Below are 20,303 nucleotides of genomic sequence, written 5' to 3'. Positions count from 1 at the left end.
TCACTCCGCCGCCACCGGTCGCTCGCGGCGCGCCTTGGCATTGGCGCTCAGCTCCGCCATCAGTTCGCTGGCGCGCGCGATCGGGTTGGTCAGGTAGAAATCCGCGATCGCCGCCTCGAGCTGCCCTGCCCCGAGTTCGGCGGCGGGAACCGGCTGCCAGTCGTTTTCCGGCACCTCGTCGATGCGCGCAAGGTGCGGCACCTCCGCCACCAGCGCCTGCCGAAGCTGCGCGAGGTTGTCCCACGGTAAGGTGCTGTCCAGCTCGCCCGAGAGCGCGCGCAGGATCGCCCAGTTCTCCTTGGCGTCGCCCGGCGGGTGGCCGGAGCGCAGGGCAAGTTGCGGGCGGCCTTCGGTGTTGACGAAGACGCCCTGCTCTTCGGTCCAGGCCGCCGCCGGCAGGATCACGTCGGCGCGGTGCGCGCCGCGGTCACCGTGGCTGCCCTGGTAGATGGCAAAGGCCCCGGCGGGAATGTCGATCTCGTCGGCACCGAGGTTGTAGACCACGTCGGCGCCGTCGAGCGCCGCGTCGATCCCGCCTTCGCAGGTGGCATCCACGTCCATCGCGCCGACCCGGCCCGCCGCCGTGTGCAGCACCAGAAGGCCCGCGCCCTGCGTCTCGGCCAGTTGCATGGCATGGCTGAGCGCCGCCGCGCCGCCCGGCCCGCGCAGCGCACCCTGTCCGACGATGACCAGAGCGCCCTCGGTCGGGGTCGCGTCCTTGACGAGCCGCGCGAGGAACTTGTTGCGCGCGCCCATCTGCGTGGCCTCGAAGGTCAGGTCTGCCGGTTGGCCGACATGGATCACCTCTGCCCCGGCGAGCCACGCCTTGCGGATACGCGCGCCCAGCACTGGCGCCTCTGTGCAGGGGTCTGTGCCGATGAGGGTGATGTGCTTCGCCGTGTCGATTTCCTCGATCCGCGCGGTGCCGGCATAGCCGGAGCGATTTCCGGCAGGCAGTTGCGCGTCGTCGGTGCGGCACTCGACCATGCCGCCGCGCCCCTCGACCAGCGACTTGAGCGAGAACGCGGCCTCGACCGGGGCCAGATCGCCCACCAAGCCGGTGAGCTTCGAGGCCCCCTTGATCGCCTTGGCCGCCGCGCCCAGCGCCTCCGGCCAGGTGGCGGGGCGCAGCCGACCATCCTCGCGGATGTAGGGCTTATCGAGCCGCTGACGGCGCAGCCCGTCCCAGACGAAGCGCGTCTTATCGGAAATCCATTCCTCGTTCACGCCGTCGTGGTTGCGCGGCAGGATGCGCATGACTTCGCGGCCCTTGGTATCGACGCGGATACTGCTGCACAGCGCGTCCATCACGTCGATGGTCTCGGTCTTGGTCAGCTCCCACGGCCGCGCGGTAAATGCATAGGGCTTGGACACCAGCGCGCCCACCGGGCACAGGTCGATGATGTTGCCCTGGAGGTTGCTGTCCAGCGTCTCGCCCAGGTAGGCGGTGATCTCCGCATCCTCGCCGCGGCCGGTCTGGCCCATGACATGCAGGCCCGCCACCTCGGTGGTGAAACGCACGCAGCGGGTGCAGGAGATGCAGCGCGTCATGTGCGTCTCGACCAGCGGACCGAGGTCGAGATCCTCGGTGGCGCGCTTGGGCTCGCGGAAGCGCGAGAAATCGACGCCATAGGCCACCGCCTGATCCTGAAGATCGCATTCGCCGCCCTGATCGCAGATCGGGCAATCGAGCGGGTGGTTGATGAGCAGGAACTCCATCACCCCCTCGCGCGCCTTTTTCACCATCGGCGATTTGGTCAAGACCTGCGGCGGGCTGCCATCGGGGAAGGGGCGCATGTCCTTGACCTGCATCGCGCAGCTTGCGGCCGGTTTCGGTGGGCCGGGCTGCACCTCGACGAGGCACATCCGGCAGTTGCCGGCGATCGACAGCCGCTCGTGGTAGCAGAAGCGCGGGATTTCCACCCCCACCTGCTCGCAAGCCTGGATGAGGGTCATCGCGCCCTCGACCTCGACTTCCTGCCCGTCGATGATGATCTTGCGTAGGTCAGCCATCTTCTCTCACCTTGCTACCAGAAGCGCGCCGATCCGGCTCTGCTTCGCGATTTCGCTCTCGCCCAGCGCGCACAGGCTCGGCCCGTCATCGGGGACCGCGCCCTGCGCCCGGATATATTCGTTGCGCCGTGCGCGCATCTTTTGCTTCTCGGCCTTGTCGTTCACGTAGGCGTCGATCTCGGCATCCGAATAGCCGCGCCGCCGTGCCTCGGACTTGAGCGCGTTCATCCGCCCGATCGCGGTAAAGATGCGCGGGCTGATGCTATCGCATTCCTTGCGTATCTCGTTGGCGACCGCGATCTCGAACAGCGCGGTGTTGATGTCCGTTTCCTGCGACAGCGACGCCGCGCTCGCCGCGGGCACCATCGCCGCTACCGCGAGCGCGGCCAGTCCCGTACCTGTCATGCGCATGGCCTGTCTCCTTTCACCTGTCCGGCGGGCACGGGCCGTGACGGCCCGCCCGTATGCCCCACAGATGGGTGCGCGGCGGCCGGTCATGCAATAACAGGCGCGCGGGGCCGCGGGTATGCAACGGATCACTTCCATATGATACAGCGCCCCGATACCGACAGACGATCCCCGGAACGGGCATAGACCGGCCCCTCCTGCCCCTCGGCCACGCCAGACCACGCGATCTCGGACGTGCCGAAGTTCTCGATACAATAGCGCGTCGCCTCATGAACCGCGGCCTTTTGCGCGCCCTCGATGCCGCGCCCGGCGCGGCGCACCGTGGCGGTGAAATCGCGGCGATCTTCCCGCTCGCCACGTGCCTTGCCAGGATAGTAATTGCCATCGAAGAGCACACGCTCCTTGCGCTCGGTGCACCCTGCCACGAGAGCAAGCGCAAGCAGCGCCACGGCCCCAAGCCGGTATTTGCCCGCGTGCCTCATTCCGCCGCCACCGCCGATGTGCGACCACGCTCGCGGGCGCGGATGCGATCCTCGATTTCGTCGCGGAAGTTGCGGATAAGGCCCTGGATGGGCCAGGCCGCGGCATCGCCCAGCGCACAGATCGTGTGACCCTCGACCTGCTTGGACACCTCGAACAGCATGTCGATCTCTTCGACACCCGCCTCGCCGCGCACCAGCCGGTCCATCACCCGCATCATCCAGCCGGTCCCCTCGCGGCACGGCGTGCATTGCCCGCAGCTTTCGTGCTTGTAGAACTTCGCCAGCCGCCAGATCGCCTTGATGATGTCGGTGCTGTTGTCCATCACGATCACTGCCGCCGTGCCGAGGCCGGATTTCAGCTCTTTCTGCAGGTGGTCGAAATCCATGATCGCATCGCGCATGTGCTCGCCGCGCACGCACGGCACCGACGAGCCGCCGGGGATCACCGCCTTGAGATTGTCCCAGCCGCCGCGGATACCGCCGCAATGGCGGTCGATCAGTTCCTCGAAGGAAATCGACATCTCCTCCTCGACGACGCAGGGGTGGTTCACATGCCCCGAGATCGCAAAAATCTTGGTGCCGGCATTGTTGGCCCGCCCGAAGCCCGCGAACCATTCCGGGCCGCGCCGCAGGATGGTGGGCGCGACGGCGATGGATTCGACGTTGTTGACGGTGGTCGGGCAGCCATAGACCCCGGCCATCGCCGGAAAGGGCGGCTTCATCCGGGGCATCCCCTTCTTGCCCTCCAGAGATTCCAGCAGCGCCGTTTCCTCGCCGCAGATATAGGCGCCCGCGCCATGATGCAGGTAGAGGTCGAAATCCCAGCCTGATTTACACGCGTTACGACCGATGAGCCCGGCCTCGTATGCCTCGTCGATGGCGACCTGAAGCGCCTCGCGCTCGCGGATATATTCGCCGCGGATGTAGATATAGCAGGCATGGGCGTTCATCGCGAAGCTCGCGATCAGGCAACCCTCGATCAGCGTGTGCGGATCATGGCGCATGATCTCGCGGTCCTTGCAGGTGCCGGGCTCGGATTCGTCGGCATTGACCACCAGATAGGCCGGGCGCCCGTCGCTTTCCTTGGGCATGAAGGACCACTTGAGCCCGGTTGGAAAGCCCGCGCCGCCGCGCCCGCGCAGCCCGCTCGCCTTCATCTGATCGACGATCCATTGCCGCCCGTTCTGAAGGATTTTTGCCGTTCCATCCCAATGGCCACGGGCCATCGCGCCCTTGAGGCTGCGATCGTGCATCCCGTAGAGATTGGTAAAGATACGGTCTTCGTCTTTCAGCATCCCGTTACCTCCGGTTGCCCTGACGCATGCGCCAGAGTTGATAGATGAGCACGAGCGCGAAGACGAAGCCGCCCAGCGCCATCAGGTCGAACAGCGCGCGCACCCGTAGATCGAGCGCCAGCCAGCCGCCGATGAGCGTGGCGAGTATCCAGAAGACCCCCGTGCCCGCGATCACCAGCGCGGCCAGCCGCCCCTTGCGCGCGATTTCTGCATCCTGCTGCGGCATCTTTCCTCATGCTCAGTAAACATCGCCCTTGCCCACCCGGGTCGAGAACTCGGTCTCGCCCCCCGCGGCAAGGGTTTTCGCCTGTTCCACCCAGTTATCGCGGCTCACGCGGCCCTTGAACCCCTTGAGATTGTCATCGACCCAGGCAACTTCGGCCTCGGTCCAGTTCGCGATCTGGTCGAAATGGTAGAAACCCAGCTCGTTGCAGACCTTTTCCAGCTTGGGCCCCACGCCCTTGATCTTCTTGAGATCATCGGCCTTGCCGTCGCGCGGTGCGTCGAGCGCCTCGGGGCGGGCGGCATCGGACTGTGCCGCGGCTCCACCCTCGTAGCGCCATTCGCCCTTGCGCGACGCCAGTTCCTCTTCGCCCGAGAGCGTCGTACCCGAGCGCACCGCCGTGGCGGGGGCCTCGGGCTGCGCCGGCGGCTCGGCCGTGGCCGCGCTCGCCGTCGGTTCGGCGGCGGGGGCCGGTTCGGGTGTGGGGGCGGGTTCGGGTCTGGGCGCCGGTTCGGGTGTGGGGGCCGCGTCCGCCTCGGAAACGGACGCCTTGTCGCCGGTGCAGACCAGCCGCGTGGAGGCCAGCCCCAGCAACGCCACCAAGGCGATCGCCAGAAGCAGCGCCGCGAGGAAGCCGACCGCGCCGGTCGCCGCCCACAGAACAATGAGGCCGACGAGGCCCGAAAGACCCCAGCAGACGATCTGGCAAGTGCTCAGTTTGGACGTATCGGACATGTGCGTTTCCCCCGTTGGTTATCAATTAAGACGCGGTCAGTAGACCTCGCCCTTCTTGACCCGGGTGGAGAACTCCGTCTCCTTGCCCTCGGCCAGCAATTTGGCCTGCTCGACCCAAGCGTCGCGGCTCACGCGGCCCTTGAACCCCTTGAGATTGTCATCGACCCAGGCGACCTCGGCCTCGGTCCAGTTCGCGATCTGGTCGAAATGGTAGAAGCCCATCTCGTTGCACAGCGTTTCCAGCTTGGGCCCCACGCCCTTGATCTTCTTGAGATCGTCGGCCTTGCCGTCGCGCGGGGCATCGAGCGCCTCGGGGCGTGTGCCCGCCTCGGGCGCGGTCTCGGTTTTCGCTGGCGCGGGCTCTGCGGGCTTGGGGGCGGCGGCCTTTAGCTCCGGCTTGGGCGCGGCGGCCTTGGGCGTTGCCCCCTTCGCGGTGATCTTCACCGGTTCCTCGTTGAGCGCCACCGACGACGGCGCCGGCGCGTGATTGGCCCCGAGGTCGTGCCACGGCGCGGTGAGCGGCACCTCGCTGCCGTCGATGCGTTTGATCGTGTCGCGTTGATCGGCGGCAAGCTGGACGCTGGCATTGAATTGCGCGCGTCCGCTCTCAAATTCCTTGAGGCTGGTGAGGCCGGATGCCGGCTCGCTCGCATAGCGCCCGTTCTGCGGGCCCGGCAGCGGCACCTCGCCCGCCGACATGGCGTCGATCAGCCCGGCAAAGCCCTCGGGCGTGAGATCCTCGTAGTAATCCTTGCCGACCTGCGCCATCGGCGCGTTGGAACACGCGCCCAGGCATTCGACCTCTTCCCACGAGAATTTGCCATCCTCCGAGAGCTGGAACGGCTCCGGGGCGATCTTGTCGCGGCACACGGCGATAAGGTCTTCGGAGCCGCACAGCATGCAGGGCGTGGTGCCGCAAATCTGGAAATGCGCGACCGCACCGACGGGATGCAGGTGGAACATGAAGTAGAAGGTCGCCACCTCGAGCGCGCGGATATAGGCCATGTCCAGCATTGCGGCAATGTGCTCGATCGCCGGACGGCTCAGCCAACCCTCCTGCTCTTGTGCGCGCCACAGCAGCGGGATGATCGCGCTCGCCTGTCGCCCTGAGGGATACTTGGTGATCTGCGCCTCGGCCCAGGCCTGGTTGGCCGGGGTGAAGGCAAAGCTCTCGGGCTGCTCATGGTAAAGACGGCGTAGCATCTCAGGCACAGGCTCCTGTGGTCAGTTTCACGCCCCCGTCGGGCAGCCGCTCGGCGCCCCCGGTGGACAGTCGATAGGCCGCGAGGTCCAGAAGCTGCTGGCGCGCCAGCCCGGTCTGGATCTCCATGGCCAGGTAATCGCCCTCGTCGCGCAGGGTGCAGCCAAGGCTCCCGGCCGCGGCGTCAAAACGCGCCGCATCCTCCTGCGTGGTGCCCGGCGGCGGCGCCGCACAGGCCACAAGCACGCCCAGCGCGCAAAGCGGGATCGTGGGGCGCAGCACTCTCATATCCCCCCGGCGCGATGACCGGCCAGCCGCAGGCCCGATGCCGGATCGCGCAGGACGGCAAGGCCAAGCACCGCGAGCGAGACACCCCCGACCCCGGCCAGCCCCGCGCTCAGACGGCCCAGATCGATCACCTGTCGACCTCCCCGAACACGATGTCCAGCGTGCCGATCAATGCCGCCACGTCGGCCAGCTGGTGCCCCTTGGCGACATGGTCCATCGCCTGGAGGTGCAGAAAGCCCGGCGCGCGCAGCTTTGCCCGATAGGGCCGGTTGGTGCCGTCGGCCACGAGGTAGACGCCAAATTCCCCCTTGGGCGCCTCGACCGCGGCATAAACCTCGCCCTCGGGGACGTGGAATCCTTCGGTATAGAGCTTGAAGTGATGGATCAGCGCCTCCATCGAGCGCTTCATCTCGCCGCGCTTGGGCGGGGTCACCTTGCCCCGGGTGAGGATATCGCCCTGCCCTTCGGGGGCGCGAAGCTTCTCGATGGACTGGTGTATGATCCGCAGGCTCTGGCGCATCTCTTCCATCCGCACGAGGTAGCGATCGAAGCAATCGCCGTTCTTGCCCACCGGCACGAGGAAGTCGAACTCGTCATAGCATTCGTAGGGCTGCGCGCGGCGCAGATCCCACGCCATGCCACTGCCGCGCACCATCACGCCGGAAAAGCCCCAGTCGAGCGCCTCCTGCTGGCTGACGACGCCGATATCGACGTTGCGCTGCTTGAAGATTCGGTTCTCGGTGAGCAGGCCGTCGATATCGTCGATCACCTTGGGGAACTCGTTGGCCCAGGTCTCGATATCGTCGAGCAGTTCCGGCGGCAGGTCCTGGTGGACACCGCCGGGGCGGAAATAGGCCGCGTGCAGCCGCGCGCCACAGGCCCGCTCGTAGAAGATCATCAGCTTTTCGCGCTCCTCGAAGCCCCAGAGCGGCGGGGTGAGCGCGCCGACGTCCATCGCCTGCGTGGTGACGTTCAGGAGGTGGTTGAGGATGCGCCCGATCTCGGAATAGAGCACGCGAATGAGGCTCGCGCGGCGCGGCACCTCGACGCCGGTGAGACGCTCAATGGCGAGGCACCAGGCGTGTTCCTGGTTCATCGGCGCGACATAGTCGAGTCGGTCGAAATAGGGCAGGTTCTGGAGGTAGGTGCGGCTCTCCATCAGCTTTTCGGTGCCGCGATGCAGCAGGCCGATATGCGGGTCACAGCGTTCGACCAACTCGCCGTCAAGCTCCAGCACCAACCGAAGAACGCCATGCGCCGCAGGGTGTTGCGGGCCGAAGTTGATGTTGAAGTTGCGGATCTTCTGCTCGCCCGTGAGGGCGTCGTCGAAGCCTTTGGAGCCGTCCATTACTTGCGCCCCCCGTCAAACTTGTCGCGGAACGCCATCACCCACAGCAGGATCAGCGCCCCCAGCGGGATGATCGCCGCCAGCGACACCCAGTTGGGGATGCCGAATTTCGGGAGCAGCCGCCAGAACGGCACCACCATAAGCAACGCAATGATCAGCATGAAGATCAGACCGCCGCCACCCATGCCGTAGCCTCCCATTCCATAGCCCGTGCCCATCACTTGGTGTCCTCCTTCTCATCGCCCGGAAGGATGTAGTCGGCGCCCTCCCAGGGAGACATGAAATCGAATTGCCGGTACTCCTGCACCAGGTTCACCGGCTCGTAGACGACGCGCTTCTGCACCTCGTCATAGCGCACCTCGGTATAGCCCGTGGTCGGGAAATCCTTGCGCAGCGGATAGCCGCGAAAACCGTAATCGGTGAGGATGCGGCGCAGGTCGGGATGCCCGGTAAAGATGATGCCGAACATGTCGAACACCTCGCGCTCGAACCAGTTGGCCGCCGGATAGACCTCGCAGAGCGAGCGGATCATGTCCTCCTCGCGGATCGCCACGCGCAGGCGGATGCGATGGTTCTGATACATGCTGAGCAGGTGATAGACTACGTCGAACCGCTTGGGCCGCTCGGGCCAGTCCACTGCGGTGATGTCCACCAGCGTGGAAAAGGCGCAGTTCTGATCGGTCTTTAGAAACTCCGCCAGCCCGGCGATGTTCGAGGGGGCCACATCGACGGTGATCTCGCCATGCGCGATCTGCCAACCCAGCACGCAATCGGCGCGCTTGGCCTCGATATACTCGCCCAGTTCCTTGAGTTGCTTGCTCATCTCACGATCGTCCCCGTCCGGCGGATTTTGCGCTGCAACTGCATGATCCCGTAGACCAGCGCCTCGGCCGTGGGCGGGCAGCCGGGCACGTAGATATCCACCGGCACGATCCGGTCACAGCCGCGCACGACGCTGTAGCTGTAGTGGTAGTAGCCGCCGCCATTGGCGCACGATCCCATCGAGATGACATAGCGTGGCTCGGGCATCTGGTCATAGACCTTGCGCAGCGCGGGCGCCATCTTGTTGGTCAGCGTCCCCGCCACGATCATCAGGTCGGACTGCCGCGGGCTGGCGCGCGGCGCGGTGCCGTAGCGCTCGAGGTCATAGCGCGGCATGGAGGAGTGCATCATCTCCACCGCGCAGCAGGCGAGGCCAAAGGTCATCCAGTGCAGGCTGCCGGTGCGCGCCCAGTTGATGATGTCCTCGGTCGAGGTGACGAGGAATCCCTTGTCCTGCAGTTCGGCATTGAGCGCCTGCGAGGCGGGATCGACGTCCTTGCCGGGCTGGTACGCTTCGGTCGGTGCGAGGCTCGACGGCCCGGATTTGACCCGCGGGCTCTGTTCGCCCAGCCCCTGGGTCTCTGTCACGAGCGCGTCGTCACGATCTTTTACTGCCATTCCATCGCTCCTTTGCGCCATTCGTAGGCAAAGCCTGCGGTCAGGACCGCCAGGAACACCATCATCGACCAGAAGGCGGCCATGCTGAGGTCCTGAAACGCGACTGCCCAAGGAAATAGCATGGCAATCTCGAGGTCAAATATGATGAACAGGATCGACACGAGATAGAACCGCACGTCGAACTTCATCCGCGCATCGTCGAAGGCGTTGAAGCCGCATTCATAGGCGCTCACCTTCTCGGGATCGGGATGGCGCACGGCGAGCACCACGGCGGCGAGGATCAGGACGAGCCCCAGGCCGATGGCGACCGCGAGAAGGACCAGGATCGGGAGATATTCCCTCAGCATCTCTTCCACGGGATGGCTCCTTTCATGCGCGGCCCAGCGCGCATCAAGTTGGCTGCATATGGACCGGGTTTAAACCTGCCCCTCTGCCCGGTCAACCGAAGCCACACCGGTTTGCAAGCCCGGGGAGGTGGAATCTTGAGGTTTGTATGCGATGGTATGCGGCTTTGTGCCGCAATTGGTCCAAAAACCGGACCGCGCCTTGCCGCGGCGCGGCAAGGGCCGCGACTCACTCGTGCTGCCAGCCCGGTGTGCGGCGCTCGAAAAAGGCGGCGATGCCCTCGGGGGCCTCGGTCCCGGCCCACGTCTCCGCCAGTGCCGCGATGGTGTGCTCGATCACCGCGTCGTCGATGCGCGGCCCGAAGCCGCGCAGCAGCGCCTTGGCCCGCGCCACGGCCCCCGGCGCGCAGGAGAGGTAGGGCAAGACCTCTTGCTCCACGGCGGCGTCGAGTCCGGCTTCCGGCACCGCCCGCGCCAGAAGGCCGAGCGCCACCGCCTCGTCCGCGTCGAACCGGCGGCCCGACATGAAAACGCGCCGGGCCTTTGCCTCGCCCATGCGCGCGGCCACGTATGGCCCAATGGTGGCCGGGATAAGCCCCAGCCGCGTCTCGGTAAGCGCGAACTGCGCGCCCTCTACCCCGATCACCACGTCGCACACGCTCATCAGCCCGATACCACCGCCAAAGGCATTGCCATGCACCCGCCCGATCAGGGGCTTGGGCAGGGTATTGAGCGCCTGAAGCATGTGCGCCAGCTTCGCGGCCTCTTTCGACCGGGGCTCCGGCTCGGCGTCGAACTGCGCCCGCATCCAGCCCAAATCGCCACCGGCGCAGAACGTGCGGCCCCTTGCTGCCAGCACCACGGCCCGCACACCGTCATCGGCGCCGAGATCCTGCGCCGCCCTGTGCAACTCGGCGATCATCTGCGCCGACATGGCGTTATGCTTCTCGGCCCGGTCGAGCCAGAGCGTGGCCACGCCGCGCGTGTCAGCCTCGATGGTGATGGTCTCGGTCATGCCCTCTCCTTCTTGCGCCAAATTTCTTCATAGGAAATTTGGGAAAAATCTGTTCAAGATTTTTGCCCCTCGCCCCGCAGCGCCCGCGCCATCGCGGCGGCGCGCACCAGCACCTCGCGGTCGAGCCCGGTCTGGTAACCCAGGGCCGCCAGCCGCTCCTGCACCGCCTCTGTGGCCACGTTGCCCGCCGCACCGGGCGCATAGGGACAGCCACCCAGGCCCCCGACGGCGGCGTCGAACACCCGCACCCCGCGCGCCAGCGCCGCCTCGATATTGTCGAGCGCGCGGCCCGAGGTGTCGTGGAAATGCCCGGCGAGCCGATCCACCGGCACCACGTCCATCACCGCCGCGAGCATCGCGTCCACCGCCTCGGGCGTGCCCCGCCCGATCGTGTCGCCGAGGCTGATCTCGTAGCAGCCCATCTGCCACAGGCTCTCTGCCACCTGCGCCGCCTGCGCGGGGTCAACCGGCCCGTCATAGGGGCATTCCACCACGCAGGAGACATAACCGCGCACGCGCAGCCCCTCGGCCCCCGCCGCCTCGGTGACGGGGGCAAAGCGTGCGAGGCTTTCCTCGATGGTGGCGTTGATATTGGCCTTCGAAAACCCCTCGGATGCCGAGCCGAAGATCGCCACCTCGTCGGCCCCCGCTTCGAGCGCATCCGAGAGCCCCCGCATATTGGGCGTAAGCGCGGCATAGCGCACCCCCGGTGCCCGCCGGATGCCGCGCAGCACCTCGGCCGAGTCGGCCATCTGCGGCACCCATTTGGGGCTGACAAAGCTCGCCACCTCGATCCGGGCAAAGCCCGCCTCGCTCAGGCAATCCACCAGCGCGATCTTGTCGCGCGTGGCGATCCGGGCGGCCTCGTTCTGCAGCCCGTCGCGCGGACCGACTTCGAAGATTTCAACACTCTCGGCCATCACCCCTCCTCCGGCACGGGATAGAACTCCTGCACATAGATGTCCTGCTCGCCGTCCCGCGCCTTAGCCCTTTGATAGGCGGGGCGCGCGCGCAAGCCATCCCAATAGGCCATCAGGCGCGGGTATTGGTCCAGATCGACGTAATAGCGCGCCAGTTCGAACCCGTAGGCGAACATGATATCCGCGGCCGAGAAACCCGAGGGCAGGAGGTGATCGCCCTCCATCCGCGCCTCCATCGCCGCCAGCACCGCGCGCAGCCGCGCGTTCAGGAGCTTCACCACAGCGGCCGAGGGGCGCGCGGGCGGTCGCAGGAACACCTGGTTGAGGTTGAGATTTTCCAACAGGCACCCCACCGTCTCGGACAGGCTCAGCACCTCCAGAAACAGCGCGCGCTCGGGCTGGCCCGGCGGTGGCATCAGCCCTGCCTCGCTGTAGGTCTCGCACAGCATCTGCACGATGGCCGCGCTCTCGACCCAGACCGCGCCATGATGCTCCAGCACCGGCACCCGCCCGGCGGGCGACAGCGCGAGGAATTCGGGCGCGCGCAACGAGCCGTCGCGGATCGAGTAATACGCCACTTCGTAGTCGAGCCCCAGCTCCTCGAGCAGCCACATCACCCGCAGCGAACGCGCCAGCGGCACATGGTGCAGGCGGATCATGCCTCTTCCTCCAGCCGGATCAGCGCCGCGCCCGCCGAGACCTGCTCGCCCGCGGCTACTAGGACCTCGCCCACCACGCCGTCACGCGCGGCCAGCAGGCTGTGCTCCATCTTCATCGCCTCCAGCACCGCCAGCCGGTCGCCTTTGCTGACGGTCTGCCCGGCCTGCGCCAGCACCGCCTTCACCAGCCCCGGCATCGGCGCCTCGACGAGCGCGGCATCGCCGCCCGCCGCGCCCTCGCGCGCCAGCGGATCGACCAACTCGAAGCGCAGCCCGTACTGTGCAAAGACGGTGATCAGCGCGCCGTCCACGGCCACTTGCGGCGCGAACGCGCCGTCAAGCCGCCATTGCCCCTCCACGCGCCGCACCGCAACGCAGACCCCGCCCACCGTCACATCATGAGCATTCGCCGACAGGGTCGCCAGGCGAAGCACAATCTCGTCGCCCGCGTGGAGCAGCGTTACCGTGCGTTCCAGCGGCTGCCATAGGGCGAACCCGGCCTCCGGTGGCGCCTCGTGCATGAGGCCCAGCCCCGCCACCGCCGCCAGCGCGATCTCGCGCGGGCCCGGTGCGGGCGGCACGACCAGCGCGTCGATATCCCGTGCGATCAGCCCGGTATCCACGTCTCCCGCCGCGAACCCCGCATGCCGCGCGAGCGCGCCGAGAAAGGCAAGGTTGGTCACCGTGCCTGCCACCTCGGTGCGCTCCAGCGCGCGCGCCATCCGACGCAGCGCGACTGCGCGGCTCGGGCCGTGGGTGACCAGCTTGGCGATCATCGGGTCGTAGAACGGGCTGATCTCGTCGCCCGCCCGCACGCCGCTATCGGCACGGGCCCCGTCCGGAAACGCGAGGTGCGTCAGCCGCCCCGTCGCGGGCAGGAACCCCTTTGGCACATCCTCGGCATAGAGCCGTGCCTCGAAGGCATGGCCGGTGATCGCCAGATCCTCCTGGGGGAGCGGCAGCCCCTCGCCCGCCGCCACGCGCAACTGCCACTCGACGAGGTCCACGCCGGTGATCGCCTCGGTCACCGGATGCTCGACCTGCAGGCGCGTGTTCATCTCCATGAACCAGAACCTGTCGGGGCGCAGCCCGTCCGAGCCATCGACAATGAACTCCACGGTGCCCGCCCCCGTGTAACCTATGGCCTCGGCGGCGCGCACGGCGGCCTGCCCCATGGCCGCGCGCATCTCGGGTGTCATGCCCGGCGCGGGGGCCTCCTCGATCACCTTCTGATGGCGCCGCTGAAGCGAGCAGTCGCGCTCGAAGAGATGCACCGCGCGTCTGCCGTCGCCGAACACCTGCACCTCGATATGGCGCGGCTTTTCCACGAATTTCTCGATCAGAACGTCGGCGTTGCCAAAGGCGGTGCGCGCCTCGCCCCGTGCGCTCTCCAGCGCATCGGTGAAATCCCCGGCGCGCTCCACCAGCCGCATCCCCTTGCCGCCGCCGCCCGCAACGGCCTTGATCAGCACCGGGTAGCCGATGGCCTCGGCCGCCCCTGCCAGATGCTCGCGGTCCTGATTGCTGCCGTGATAGCCCGGCACCACCGGCACGCCAGCCTCCTCCATCAGGGTCTTGGCGGCGTCCTTGAGCCCCATCGCCCGGATTGCCTGCGCCGATGGGCCGACGAAGGTCAGCCCCGCCGACTCCACCGCCTCGACGAAATCGGGGTTCTCGCTCAGGAAGCCATATCCGGGATGGATCGCCTCGGCCCCCGTCTCCAGCGCTGCCGCGATGATCGCATCGCCCTTGAGATAGCTGTCGGCAGGCGCCGACCCGCCGATATGCACCGCCCGGTCCGCCATCGCCACATGCGCGGCGCCGCGGTCGGCATCGGAATAGACCGCCACCACCTCGACGCCCATCGCCTGTGCCGTGCGCATCACCCGGCACGCGATCTCGCCCCGGTTGGCGATCAGGATACGTTCAAACATGGCCCGCGCCCCTTGCTTCATCTTGCATCAATTCTATGAACTCCCTCACGCCGCTTTCCCCGTCATCGCTTCACACCAGCCCTCTCGGTGGCCACCATCATAGGCGCGCGCATGTCCGCGTTCGATCATCATTCGAGCCACAGGCACCCCGTCGGATGCCAGAAAGATCAAAGCACGCTCGTACCTGTCAGTCCCTTCCCGCACGACTGTGATGTCCTCGGTTGTAAGGAGGATCCATCGCAAGGCCCACTTTGCCCGCAGTGCCATAGCAAATTCGGAGAAGCACTTTGGACTGAAGAGTTCGGGCGCATCAAACCCCGTCAATCGTCCGGATAGAAATCCACGGCCAGAACAATAGAGCCGAACCGTGTCACCGTCGGTCACATGAACGATCCGGCAGCCAGTCACGTCGTCTTGCGTCTTGCTTGTAATGAACGCATCCGACGTTAAGGGGAGCGCGATCAATGCCACAGCGCAAACAACCATGACTGCTTTGAGATAAAAGTGCGGGTCGGCAATCTTGTCACGTACCGCACGCGCCTGCTGACCTGGCGGCGTTCCCAAATCCCACTTCGGGTGGCGACGCGCACCTCGGTAAAAACGAGTGACCTTTCTCCTCGACACGGCACCAGCCCCCTCACATCCGGAACACGCCGAAGCGCGTCTCCTCCACCGGGGCATTCAGCGCCGCGCGCAGGGATAGCCCGAGCACATCCCGGCTCTTGCGCGGGTCGATGATCCCGTCATCCCACAGCCGCGCCGAGGCATAGAGCGGGTGCGCCTGCCGCTCGAACATCTCCACCGTCGGGCGCTTGAACGCCTCTTCGTCCTCCGCCGACCAATGCTCGCCGCGCTTTTCCATCGCGTCGCGCTTGACCGTGGCGAGCACCCCCGCCGCCTGGGCGCCGCCCATTACCGAGATGCGGGAATTGGGCCAGGTCCACAGGAAGCGCGGCTGATAGGCCCGCCCCGCCATGCCATAATTGCCCGCGCCGAAAGAGCCCCCCACCAGCATGGTGATCTTCGGCACAGAGGTTGTCGCCACCGCCGTCACCATCTTGGCCCCGTGCCGGGCGATGCCCTCGTTCTCGTATTTGCGCCCGACCATGAAGCCGGTGATGTTCTGCAGGAACACCAGGGGCGTGCGCCGCTGGCTGCACAGTTCGACGAAATGCGCGCCCTTGGAGGCCGATTCGGAGAACAGCACGCCATTGTTGGCGACGATCCCCACCGGACAGCCCTTCACATGGGCAAAGCCGCAAACCAGCGTCTCGCCAAAGCGGGCCTTGAACTCGTCGAAATACGACCCGTCCACCAGCCGCGCGATGACCTCGCGGATATCGTAGGGCGTGCGCAGATCGGCCGGCACCACGCCGAGGATTTCCTCTGGATCGTAGGCGGGCTCCTCGGGCGTCTGCCACCCCCGGACAGGGGCCAGCCCACCGCCCAGATTGCCCACGGCGCGCCGCGCCAGCGCCAGCGCGTGCGCGTCGTCCTCGGCGAGGTAGTCCGCCACGCCCGACAGCCGCGTGTGCACGTCGCCACCGCCCAGGTCCTCGGCTGTCACGACCTCGCCTGTCGCCGCCTTGACCAGGGGCGGACCGGCCAGAAAGATCGTGCCCTGATCGCGCACGATGATCGTGACATCGGACATCGCGGGCACATAGGCCCCTCCGGCGGTGCAGCTTCCCATCACCACGGCGATCTGCGCGATCCCCTTGGCGCTCATCTGCGCCTGGTTGTAGAAGATGCGCCCGAAATGGTCGCGGTCGGGGAACACCTCGTCCTGGTTGGGCAGGTTCGCGCCACCCGAGTCGACGAGGTAGATGCATGGCAGGTGACATTCCTCGGCGATCTCCTGCGCGCGCAGGTGTTTCTTGACCGTCATCGGGTAATAGGTGCCGCCCTTCACCGTGGCGTCGTTGCACACGATCATGCAGTCGCGCCCCATCACGCGGCCCACCCCGGCAATCACGCCCGCGCAGGGCGCGGCCCCGTCATAAAGACCGTGCGCCGCAGTGGCCCCAACCTCCAGGAACGGGCTGCCGGGATCGAGCAGACCCGCGACCCGCGCGCGGGGGGACATCTTGCCGCGCGCCTTGTGCCGCTCGCGCGCCGCCTGGCCGCCACCCTCAGCCGCGGCCACGGCGGCCTCTTCGACCTCGCGCAGCGCCTCGAGATGGGCGTCACGGTTGGCCCGGAACGCCTCGGATGACGGCAGCGCCGATGATGTCAGACGCATGGCTGCACCTCCTGTGTCAGGTCGCGTGTTGCAATTATGCCGCAGTGCGGCAGGACGGGGCGAATTTGATTCACGTCAATGTGATCGGGCCGCGGCCGGTCCATACCGAGCGGCGTCAAAACAAGAGTGGACAGACCATGAAAAAGATCACCGCCCTCACCCTCGCCGCCCTCATGAGCGCGACCGCCGCCCCGGCGCTCGCGCAGTCGCAGGGCGATTTCACCCTCGGCCTCGGCATCGGCTGGGTCGAGCCCACGCGCAGCTCCACCACCGCGGCTGGCAGCATTGATGTCGATGGCAACCTGCGCCCGACGCTCACGGTGGAATATTTTGTCGCCGACAATATCGGTGTCGAACTGCTCGCGTCGTGGCCGTTCCAGCACGACATCAACCTCGCGGGTGCCGGCAAGGTGGCGGAAACCAAGCACCTGCCGCCCACCCTGTCGCTGCAATACCACTTCACCAACAAGAGCGGGGTCACTCCCTTTGTCGGCGCGGGCATCAACTACACCTACTTCTTCGACGACACGGGCAAGGGCGCGCTCGCGGGCGTGCCGGTCAGCCTCGACGATTCCTGGGGCCTTGCGCTGCACGCGGGTGTGGACGTGGCGATCAACGAGAAATCGGCGTTCCGCTTCGACGTGCGCTACATCGACATCGAGACCGACGTGAAGGTGGGCGGCGCGCCCATCGGCACCGTCAAGATCGACCCTTGGGTGATCAACGCGGCCTATGTGATGAAATTCTGATCCCCTCCCGCACAGGATCGGAATGACGGGGTCGGCCATCGCGCCGGCCCCTCTTTCGTGGTGCACCCTCATTGCTCCGCCTCCCGCGCCGCACGCGCCTTCAGCTCCTTGCGAATCACCTTGCCCGTGACGGTCATCGGCAACGCATCAATAAAAGATATTTCCCTTGGGTAAGAATGCCTTGAAAGCCGCTCCTTAACCCATGCCTGAAGTTCCTCGGCGCCAACCTCGACGGCAGGGCGCAACACCACGTAGGCCTTGACGATCTCGGTGCGCAGCGGGTCGGGCTTGCCCACCACGCCGGCAGTTGCCACCGCCGGATGCGTGAGCAGACAATCCTCGATCTCCGCAGGCCCGATTCGATAGCCCGCCGAAGTGATGACGTCATCCTCGCGGCCAACGAACCGGATATACCCATCGACGATCACGCCCCGATCTCCGGTCAGCATCCAGTCGCCTCGGAACTTTTCTGTCGTCTCACTCGGTTTGTTGAAATATTCCAGCATCATGGAGGCGGATCCTCGCGCGATCGCGATATCGCCCTCGCCCGCCGTCTCGCGCCCCTCGGCGTCGATCACGGCCACCGCATGCCCGGGCACCGCCCTGCCCAGCGCACCGGGGCGCGGGGGAAACAGCGCGGCGCAGGAGCTTGCCACCATGTTGCACTCGGTCTGTCCGTAGAACTCGTTGATCGTCAGGCCAAATGCCTGCCGCCCCCAGTCGAGCATCTCCGGCCCCAGCGGCTCGCCACCGCTCGCGACGCTGCGCAACCCGTCTAGGTGGGCCTCCTCCGCGCGCAACATCCGAAGCGCGGTTGGCGGGAAAAAGACATTTTTGACAGCGCCTTCGCGGATGATCCTCAAGCACTGATCGACATCGAATCGCGCCATCCGCGCGGCCACCACCGGCACGCCGATGGCCAGCCCCGGCATCAGCACGTCAAACAGCCCGCCGATCCAGGCCCAGTCCGCGGGCGTCCACAGGCAATCGCCCTCCTGACCCAGAAAATCATGGCTCATCTCGACCCCCGGCAGGTGGCCGGTCAGCACCCTGTGGCCGTGCAGCGCGCCCTTGGGGCTGCCCGTTGTGCCGCTCGTGTAGATCAGCACCGCCGGCTCTTCGGGCCCGGTCTCTGCCGTGTCGAACCGGCCGTCCGGCAGTGTGGTCTTTTCCGGAACGAGGGCAGTCACGCCATCCAGAGCGGCCAACATGTCCACGCCCTCGGCATCTGTGATAACCACCTGCGCGCCCGCATCACCCACCCGGCTCGTCAGCGCATCCTGCCTGAAGAGTTTGAACAAGGGGATTGAAATCGCGCCGATTTTCCAGATCGCGATATGCGCCGCCGCGCACCACGCGCCCTGGCTGCGCAACACGCCCACCCGGTCGCCGCGCGCCACGCCCCGCGCCACCAGCGCCTGCGCCAGCCCGTCGGCCATACGCCGCAGCGCGCCATAGCTCACCTCGTGCGGGCCCTCACCCGACAGATCGCGGATCGCCAGCCGGTCCGGCTCCTGCGCTGCCCAGTCGTCGCAAACCTGCGCCGCCATGTTGAGCCGCGCCGGGATGTCCCAGCGAAACCCATCACAGAGCGCCTCGTAAGGCGCGCGGCGCAGGAGGGGCCGCATCGTGCTCATGACGCCACCCCCGGTCGCGCCACGTCCACCACCCGGCCAAGGCTATCGACGAAATATTCGTGCCCCGCACAGGCCACCAGCGGCAGATGGATCAGACGACACGGCATCGGCTCACCCCATCGCCCCCATCATCTCGCGGCCTACCAGCATCCGGCGGATCTCGCTGGTTCCCGCGCCGATCTCCATGAGCTTGGCGTCGCGGAAGATGCGAGCCACCGGAGAGTCGTTGAGAAAGCCCGCCCCGCCCATGGCCTGCACCGCCTGGTGCGCCTGCACCATCGCCTGCTCGGAGGCATAGAGACAGCAGGCCGCGGCGTCCTGGCGGGTCACGTCGCCCCGGTCGCAGGCCTTGGCCACCTCGTAGACATAGGCGCGCGCCGAGTTCATCGCGGTGTACATGTCCGCCATCTTGCCCTGCATGAGCTGGAACGAGCCGATCGGCTGGCCAAACTGGTGGCGCTCGGCCATGTAGGGCATGATCTCGTCGAGGCACGCCGCCATGATCCCGGTGCCGATTCCCGCCAGCACCACGCGCTCGTAATCAAGGCCGGACATGAGCACGCGCACGCCGCGCCCCTCCTCGCCCAGCACGTTCTCGAACGGCACCTCGACATCCTCGAAAATAAGCTCGGCAGTGTTCGACCCGCGCATCCCCAGCTTGTCGAAATGCGGCGAGGTGCTGAAGCCTGTCATCGTCTTCTCGATCAGGAAGGCGGTGATGCCCTTCGATCCGGCATCGGGATCGGTCTTGGCATAGACCACCAGCGTATCGGCATCGGGGCCGTTGGTGATCCAGTACTTGTTGCCATTCAACCGGTAGTGATCGTTGCGCCGCTCGGCGCGCAGCTTCATCGACACCACGTCGCTGCCTGCCCCCGCCTCGGACATGGCGAGCGCGCCGACATGCTCGCCACTGATGAGGCCGGGCAGATATTTCGCCTTCTGCTCCTCGCTGCCGTTGAGCTTGATCTGGTTGACGCAGAGGTTGGAATGCGCGCCATAGCTGAGCGACACCGAGGCCGAGGCGCGGGCGATTTCCTCCACGGCGACGACATGGGCGAGATAGCCCATCCCCGCGCCGCCATATTCCTCCGGCACGGTGATGCCCAGCAGACCCAGGTCGCCCATCTCGCGCCAGAGCGCGCTCGGAAAGGTGTTTTCGCGATCTATCTCCGCCGCCATCGGCTTGATGCGCTCCTGCGCCCAGCGATGCACCATCTCGCGCAGGGCGTTCACATCCTCGCCCAGATCAAAGCTCATTACCGCGTTGAACATCCCCGGTCTCCGGCATTTATTGAACACTTGTTCATTTATAGCCGCAAACCGCACACCCCGTCAATCCCGCGCGCAGCGGCTTCTTCTTGGCAAAT

At 66.5% G+C, this 20,303-nt stretch carries 23 protein-coding genes; 1 reads left to right on the top strand and 22 read right to left on the bottom strand.

The features are described from left to right. The 20 genes from nuoG to AC13D8_RS02050 all read right to left on the bottom strand — a co-directional run bounded on the left by nuoG (position 1) and on the right by AC13D8_RS02050 (position 16,547). Positions 1-2,013, bottom strand: a complete 2,013-nt coding sequence (gene nuoG, locus AC13D8_RS02145; protein WP_482967426.1) for an NADH-quinone oxidoreductase subunit NuoG — start codon at positions 2,011-2,013, stop codon at positions 1-3. Positions 2,014-2,019: 6 nt separating this feature from the next. Beyond that, positions 2,020-2,424 (bottom strand): DUF5333 domain-containing protein, encoded by a 405-nt coding sequence (locus AC13D8_RS02140; protein WP_482967425.1) that lies wholly within the window; start codon positions 2,422-2,424, stop codon positions 2,020-2,022. Positions 2,425-2,549: 125 nt separating this feature from the next. Next, entirely contained in the window at positions 2,550-2,903 is a 354-nt protein-coding gene (locus AC13D8_RS02135) for a hypothetical protein (protein WP_482967424.1), read from the bottom strand. Beyond that, complete coding sequence (gene nuoF, locus AC13D8_RS02130; protein WP_482967423.1) at positions 2,900-4,198, bottom strand: NADH-quinone oxidoreductase subunit NuoF; 1,299 nt, start codon at positions 4,196-4,198, stop codon at positions 2,900-2,902. The genes AC13D8_RS02135 and nuoF overlap by 4 nt, the downstream gene beginning before the upstream one ends. A gap of 4 nt (positions 4,199-4,202) precedes the next feature. Then, positions 4,203-4,424, bottom strand: a complete 222-nt coding sequence (locus AC13D8_RS02125) for a DUF5337 domain-containing protein (protein WP_482967422.1) — start codon at positions 4,422-4,424, stop codon at positions 4,203-4,205. Positions 4,425-4,436: 12 nt separating this feature from the next. Further along, entirely contained in the window at positions 4,437-5,156 is a 720-nt protein-coding gene (locus AC13D8_RS02120; protein ID WP_482967421.1) for an NADH:ubiquinone oxidoreductase, read from the bottom strand. A 36-nt stretch (positions 5,157-5,192) separates the two neighbouring features. Beyond that, positions 5,193-6,359 (bottom strand): NADH-quinone oxidoreductase subunit E, encoded by a 1,167-nt coding sequence (locus AC13D8_RS02115; RefSeq protein ID WP_129433318.1) that lies wholly within the window; start codon positions 6,357-6,359, stop codon positions 5,193-5,195. A 1-nt stretch (position 6,360) separates the two neighbouring features. Then, entirely contained in the window at positions 6,361-6,639 is a 279-nt protein-coding gene (locus tag AC13D8_RS02110; RefSeq protein ID WP_482967420.1) for a hypothetical protein, read from the bottom strand. Between the two features lie 2 nt (positions 6,640-6,641). Continuing rightward, positions 6,642-6,776: a hypothetical protein gene (locus AC13D8_RS02105; RefSeq protein ID WP_482967419.1), complete on the bottom strand. Its 135-nt coding sequence runs from the start codon at positions 6,774-6,776 to the stop codon at positions 6,642-6,644. Further along, positions 6,773-7,993: an NADH-quinone oxidoreductase subunit D gene (locus AC13D8_RS02100; protein WP_482967418.1), complete on the bottom strand. Its 1,221-nt coding sequence runs from the start codon at positions 7,991-7,993 to the stop codon at positions 6,773-6,775. Before AC13D8_RS02100 ends, AC13D8_RS02105 begins: the two co-directional genes overlap by 4 nt. Beyond that, positions 7,993-8,211 carry a hypothetical protein gene (locus AC13D8_RS02095; protein WP_482967417.1) on the bottom strand — a complete coding sequence of 73 codons (219 nt, stop codon included), beginning with the start codon at positions 8,209-8,211 and terminating at the stop codon, positions 7,993-7,995. Before AC13D8_RS02095 ends, AC13D8_RS02100 begins: the two co-directional genes overlap by 1 nt. Next, entirely contained in the window at positions 8,211-8,816 is a 606-nt protein-coding gene (locus AC13D8_RS02090) for an NADH-quinone oxidoreductase subunit C (protein ID WP_482967416.1), read from the bottom strand. Before AC13D8_RS02090 ends, AC13D8_RS02095 begins: the two co-directional genes overlap by 1 nt. After that, positions 8,813-9,433, bottom strand: coding sequence for a NuoB/complex I 20 kDa subunit family protein (locus tag AC13D8_RS02085; RefSeq protein WP_482967415.1), 621 nt, complete (start codon positions 9,431-9,433; stop codon positions 8,813-8,815). Before AC13D8_RS02085 ends, AC13D8_RS02090 begins: the two co-directional genes overlap by 4 nt. Then, the gene (locus tag AC13D8_RS02080) at positions 9,424-9,789 is read right to left on the bottom strand and encodes an NADH-quinone oxidoreductase subunit A (protein WP_104018769.1); all 366 of its coding nucleotides are present in this window, start codon (positions 9,787-9,789) and stop codon (positions 9,424-9,426) included. The genes AC13D8_RS02085 and AC13D8_RS02080 overlap by 10 nt, the downstream gene beginning before the upstream one ends. 217 nt (positions 9,790-10,006) lie before the next feature. Next, complete coding sequence (locus AC13D8_RS02075) at positions 10,007-10,792, bottom strand: crotonase/enoyl-CoA hydratase family protein (RefSeq protein WP_482967414.1); 786 nt, start codon at positions 10,790-10,792, stop codon at positions 10,007-10,009. Positions 10,793-10,845: 53 nt separating this feature from the next. Further along, complete coding sequence (locus tag AC13D8_RS02070; protein ID WP_482967413.1) at positions 10,846-11,712, bottom strand: hydroxymethylglutaryl-CoA lyase; 867 nt, start codon at positions 11,710-11,712, stop codon at positions 10,846-10,848. Next, entirely contained in the window at positions 11,712-12,371 is a 660-nt protein-coding gene (locus tag AC13D8_RS02065) for a glutathione S-transferase family protein (protein WP_482967412.1), read from the bottom strand. The genes AC13D8_RS02070 and AC13D8_RS02065 overlap by 1 nt, the downstream gene beginning before the upstream one ends. After that, the gene (locus AC13D8_RS02060; protein WP_482967411.1) at positions 12,368-14,305 is read right to left on the bottom strand and encodes an acetyl/propionyl/methylcrotonyl-CoA carboxylase subunit alpha; all 1,938 of its coding nucleotides are present in this window, start codon (positions 14,303-14,305) and stop codon (positions 12,368-12,370) included. Before AC13D8_RS02060 ends, AC13D8_RS02065 begins: the two co-directional genes overlap by 4 nt. 45 nt (positions 14,306-14,350) lie before the next feature. Beyond that, complete coding sequence (locus AC13D8_RS02055; protein ID WP_482967410.1) at positions 14,351-14,869, bottom strand: thermonuclease family protein; 519 nt, start codon at positions 14,867-14,869, stop codon at positions 14,351-14,353. Between the two features lie 73 nt (positions 14,870-14,942). Beyond that, positions 14,943-16,547 (bottom strand): carboxyl transferase domain-containing protein, encoded by a 1,605-nt coding sequence (locus AC13D8_RS02050; protein WP_482967409.1) that lies wholly within the window; start codon positions 16,545-16,547, stop codon positions 14,943-14,945. Positions 16,548-16,684: 137 nt separating this feature from the next. Between AC13D8_RS02050 and AC13D8_RS02045 the strand changes: the two genes are divergently transcribed. After that, complete coding sequence (locus AC13D8_RS02045) at positions 16,685-17,296, top strand: OmpW/AlkL family protein (protein WP_482967408.1); 612 nt, start codon at positions 16,685-16,687, stop codon at positions 17,294-17,296. 68 nt (positions 17,297-17,364) lie between these two features. Here the strand turns inward: AC13D8_RS02045 and AC13D8_RS02040 are convergent, their stop codons facing one another. Together AC13D8_RS02040 and AC13D8_RS02035 are read right to left on the bottom strand one after the other, a co-directional pair. Then, positions 17,365-18,933, bottom strand: a complete 1,569-nt coding sequence (locus AC13D8_RS02040; RefSeq protein WP_482967407.1) for an AMP-binding protein — start codon at positions 18,931-18,933, stop codon at positions 17,365-17,367. Between the two features lie 111 nt (positions 18,934-19,044). Further along, entirely contained in the window at positions 19,045-20,208 is a 1,164-nt protein-coding gene (locus AC13D8_RS02035) for an isovaleryl-CoA dehydrogenase (RefSeq protein WP_482967406.1), read from the bottom strand. Positions 20,209-20,303 lie beyond the last annotated feature (95 nt).

It is taken from the genome of Roseovarius sp. B-10 (assembly GCF_056859295.1).
This window is presented reverse-complemented; position numbering and strand designations above follow the sequence as displayed.

Coding starts and splice junctions, on each gene's coding strand:
- nuoG (WP_482967426.1), bottom strand. CDS start 2,013: ATGGCTGACCTACGCAAGATCATCATCGACGGGCAGGAAGTCGAGGTC.
- AC13D8_RS02140 (WP_482967425.1), bottom strand. CDS start 2,424: ATGCGCATGACAGGTACGGGACTGGCCGCGCTCGCGGTAGCGGCGATG.
- AC13D8_RS02135 (WP_482967424.1), bottom strand. CDS start 2,903: ATGAGGCACGCGGGCAAATACCGGCTTGGGGCCGTGGCGCTGCTTGCG.
- nuoF (WP_482967423.1), bottom strand. CDS start 4,198: ATGCTGAAAGACGAAGACCGTATCTTTACCAATCTCTACGGGATGCAC.
- AC13D8_RS02125 (WP_482967422.1), bottom strand. CDS start 4,424: ATGCCGCAGCAGGATGCAGAAATCGCGCGCAAGGGGCGGCTGGCCGCG.
- AC13D8_RS02120 (WP_482967421.1), bottom strand. CDS start 5,156: ATGTCCGATACGTCCAAACTGAGCACTTGCCAGATCGTCTGCTGGGGT.
- AC13D8_RS02115 (WP_129433318.1), bottom strand. CDS start 6,359: ATGCTACGCCGTCTTTACCATGAGCAGCCCGAGAGCTTTGCCTTCACC.
- AC13D8_RS02100 (WP_482967418.1), bottom strand. CDS start 7,993: ATGGACGGCTCCAAAGGCTTCGACGACGCCCTCACGGGCGAGCAGAAG.
- AC13D8_RS02095 (WP_482967417.1), bottom strand. CDS start 8,211: ATGGGCACGGGCTATGGAATGGGAGGCTACGGCATGGGTGGCGGCGGT.
- AC13D8_RS02090 (WP_482967416.1), bottom strand. CDS start 8,816: ATGAGCAAGCAACTCAAGGAACTGGGCGAGTATATCGAGGCCAAGCGC.
- AC13D8_RS02085 (WP_482967415.1), bottom strand. CDS start 9,433: ATGGCAGTAAAAGATCGTGACGACGCGCTCGTGACAGAGACCCAGGGG.
- AC13D8_RS02075 (WP_482967414.1), bottom strand. CDS start 10,792: ATGACCGAGACCATCACCATCGAGGCTGACACGCGCGGCGTGGCCACG.
- AC13D8_RS02070 (WP_482967413.1), bottom strand. CDS start 11,712: ATGGCCGAGAGTGTTGAAATCTTCGAAGTCGGTCCGCGCGACGGGCTG.
- AC13D8_RS02065 (WP_482967412.1), bottom strand. CDS start 12,371: ATGATCCGCCTGCACCATGTGCCGCTGGCGCGTTCGCTGCGGGTGATG.
- AC13D8_RS02060 (WP_482967411.1), bottom strand. CDS start 14,305: ATGTTTGAACGTATCCTGATCGCCAACCGGGGCGAGATCGCGTGCCGG.
- AC13D8_RS02050 (WP_482967409.1), bottom strand. CDS start 16,547: ATGCGTCTGACATCATCGGCGCTGCCGTCATCCGAGGCGTTCCGGGCC.
- AC13D8_RS02045 (WP_482967408.1), top strand. CDS start 16,685: ATGAAAAAGATCACCGCCCTCACCCTCGCCGCCCTCATGAGCGCGACC.
- AC13D8_RS02040 (WP_482967407.1), bottom strand. CDS start 18,933: ATGAGCACGATGCGGCCCCTCCTGCGCCGCGCGCCTTACGAGGCGCTC.
- AC13D8_RS02035 (WP_482967406.1), bottom strand. CDS start 20,208: ATGTTCAACGCGGTAATGAGCTTTGATCTGGGCGAGGATGTGAACGCC.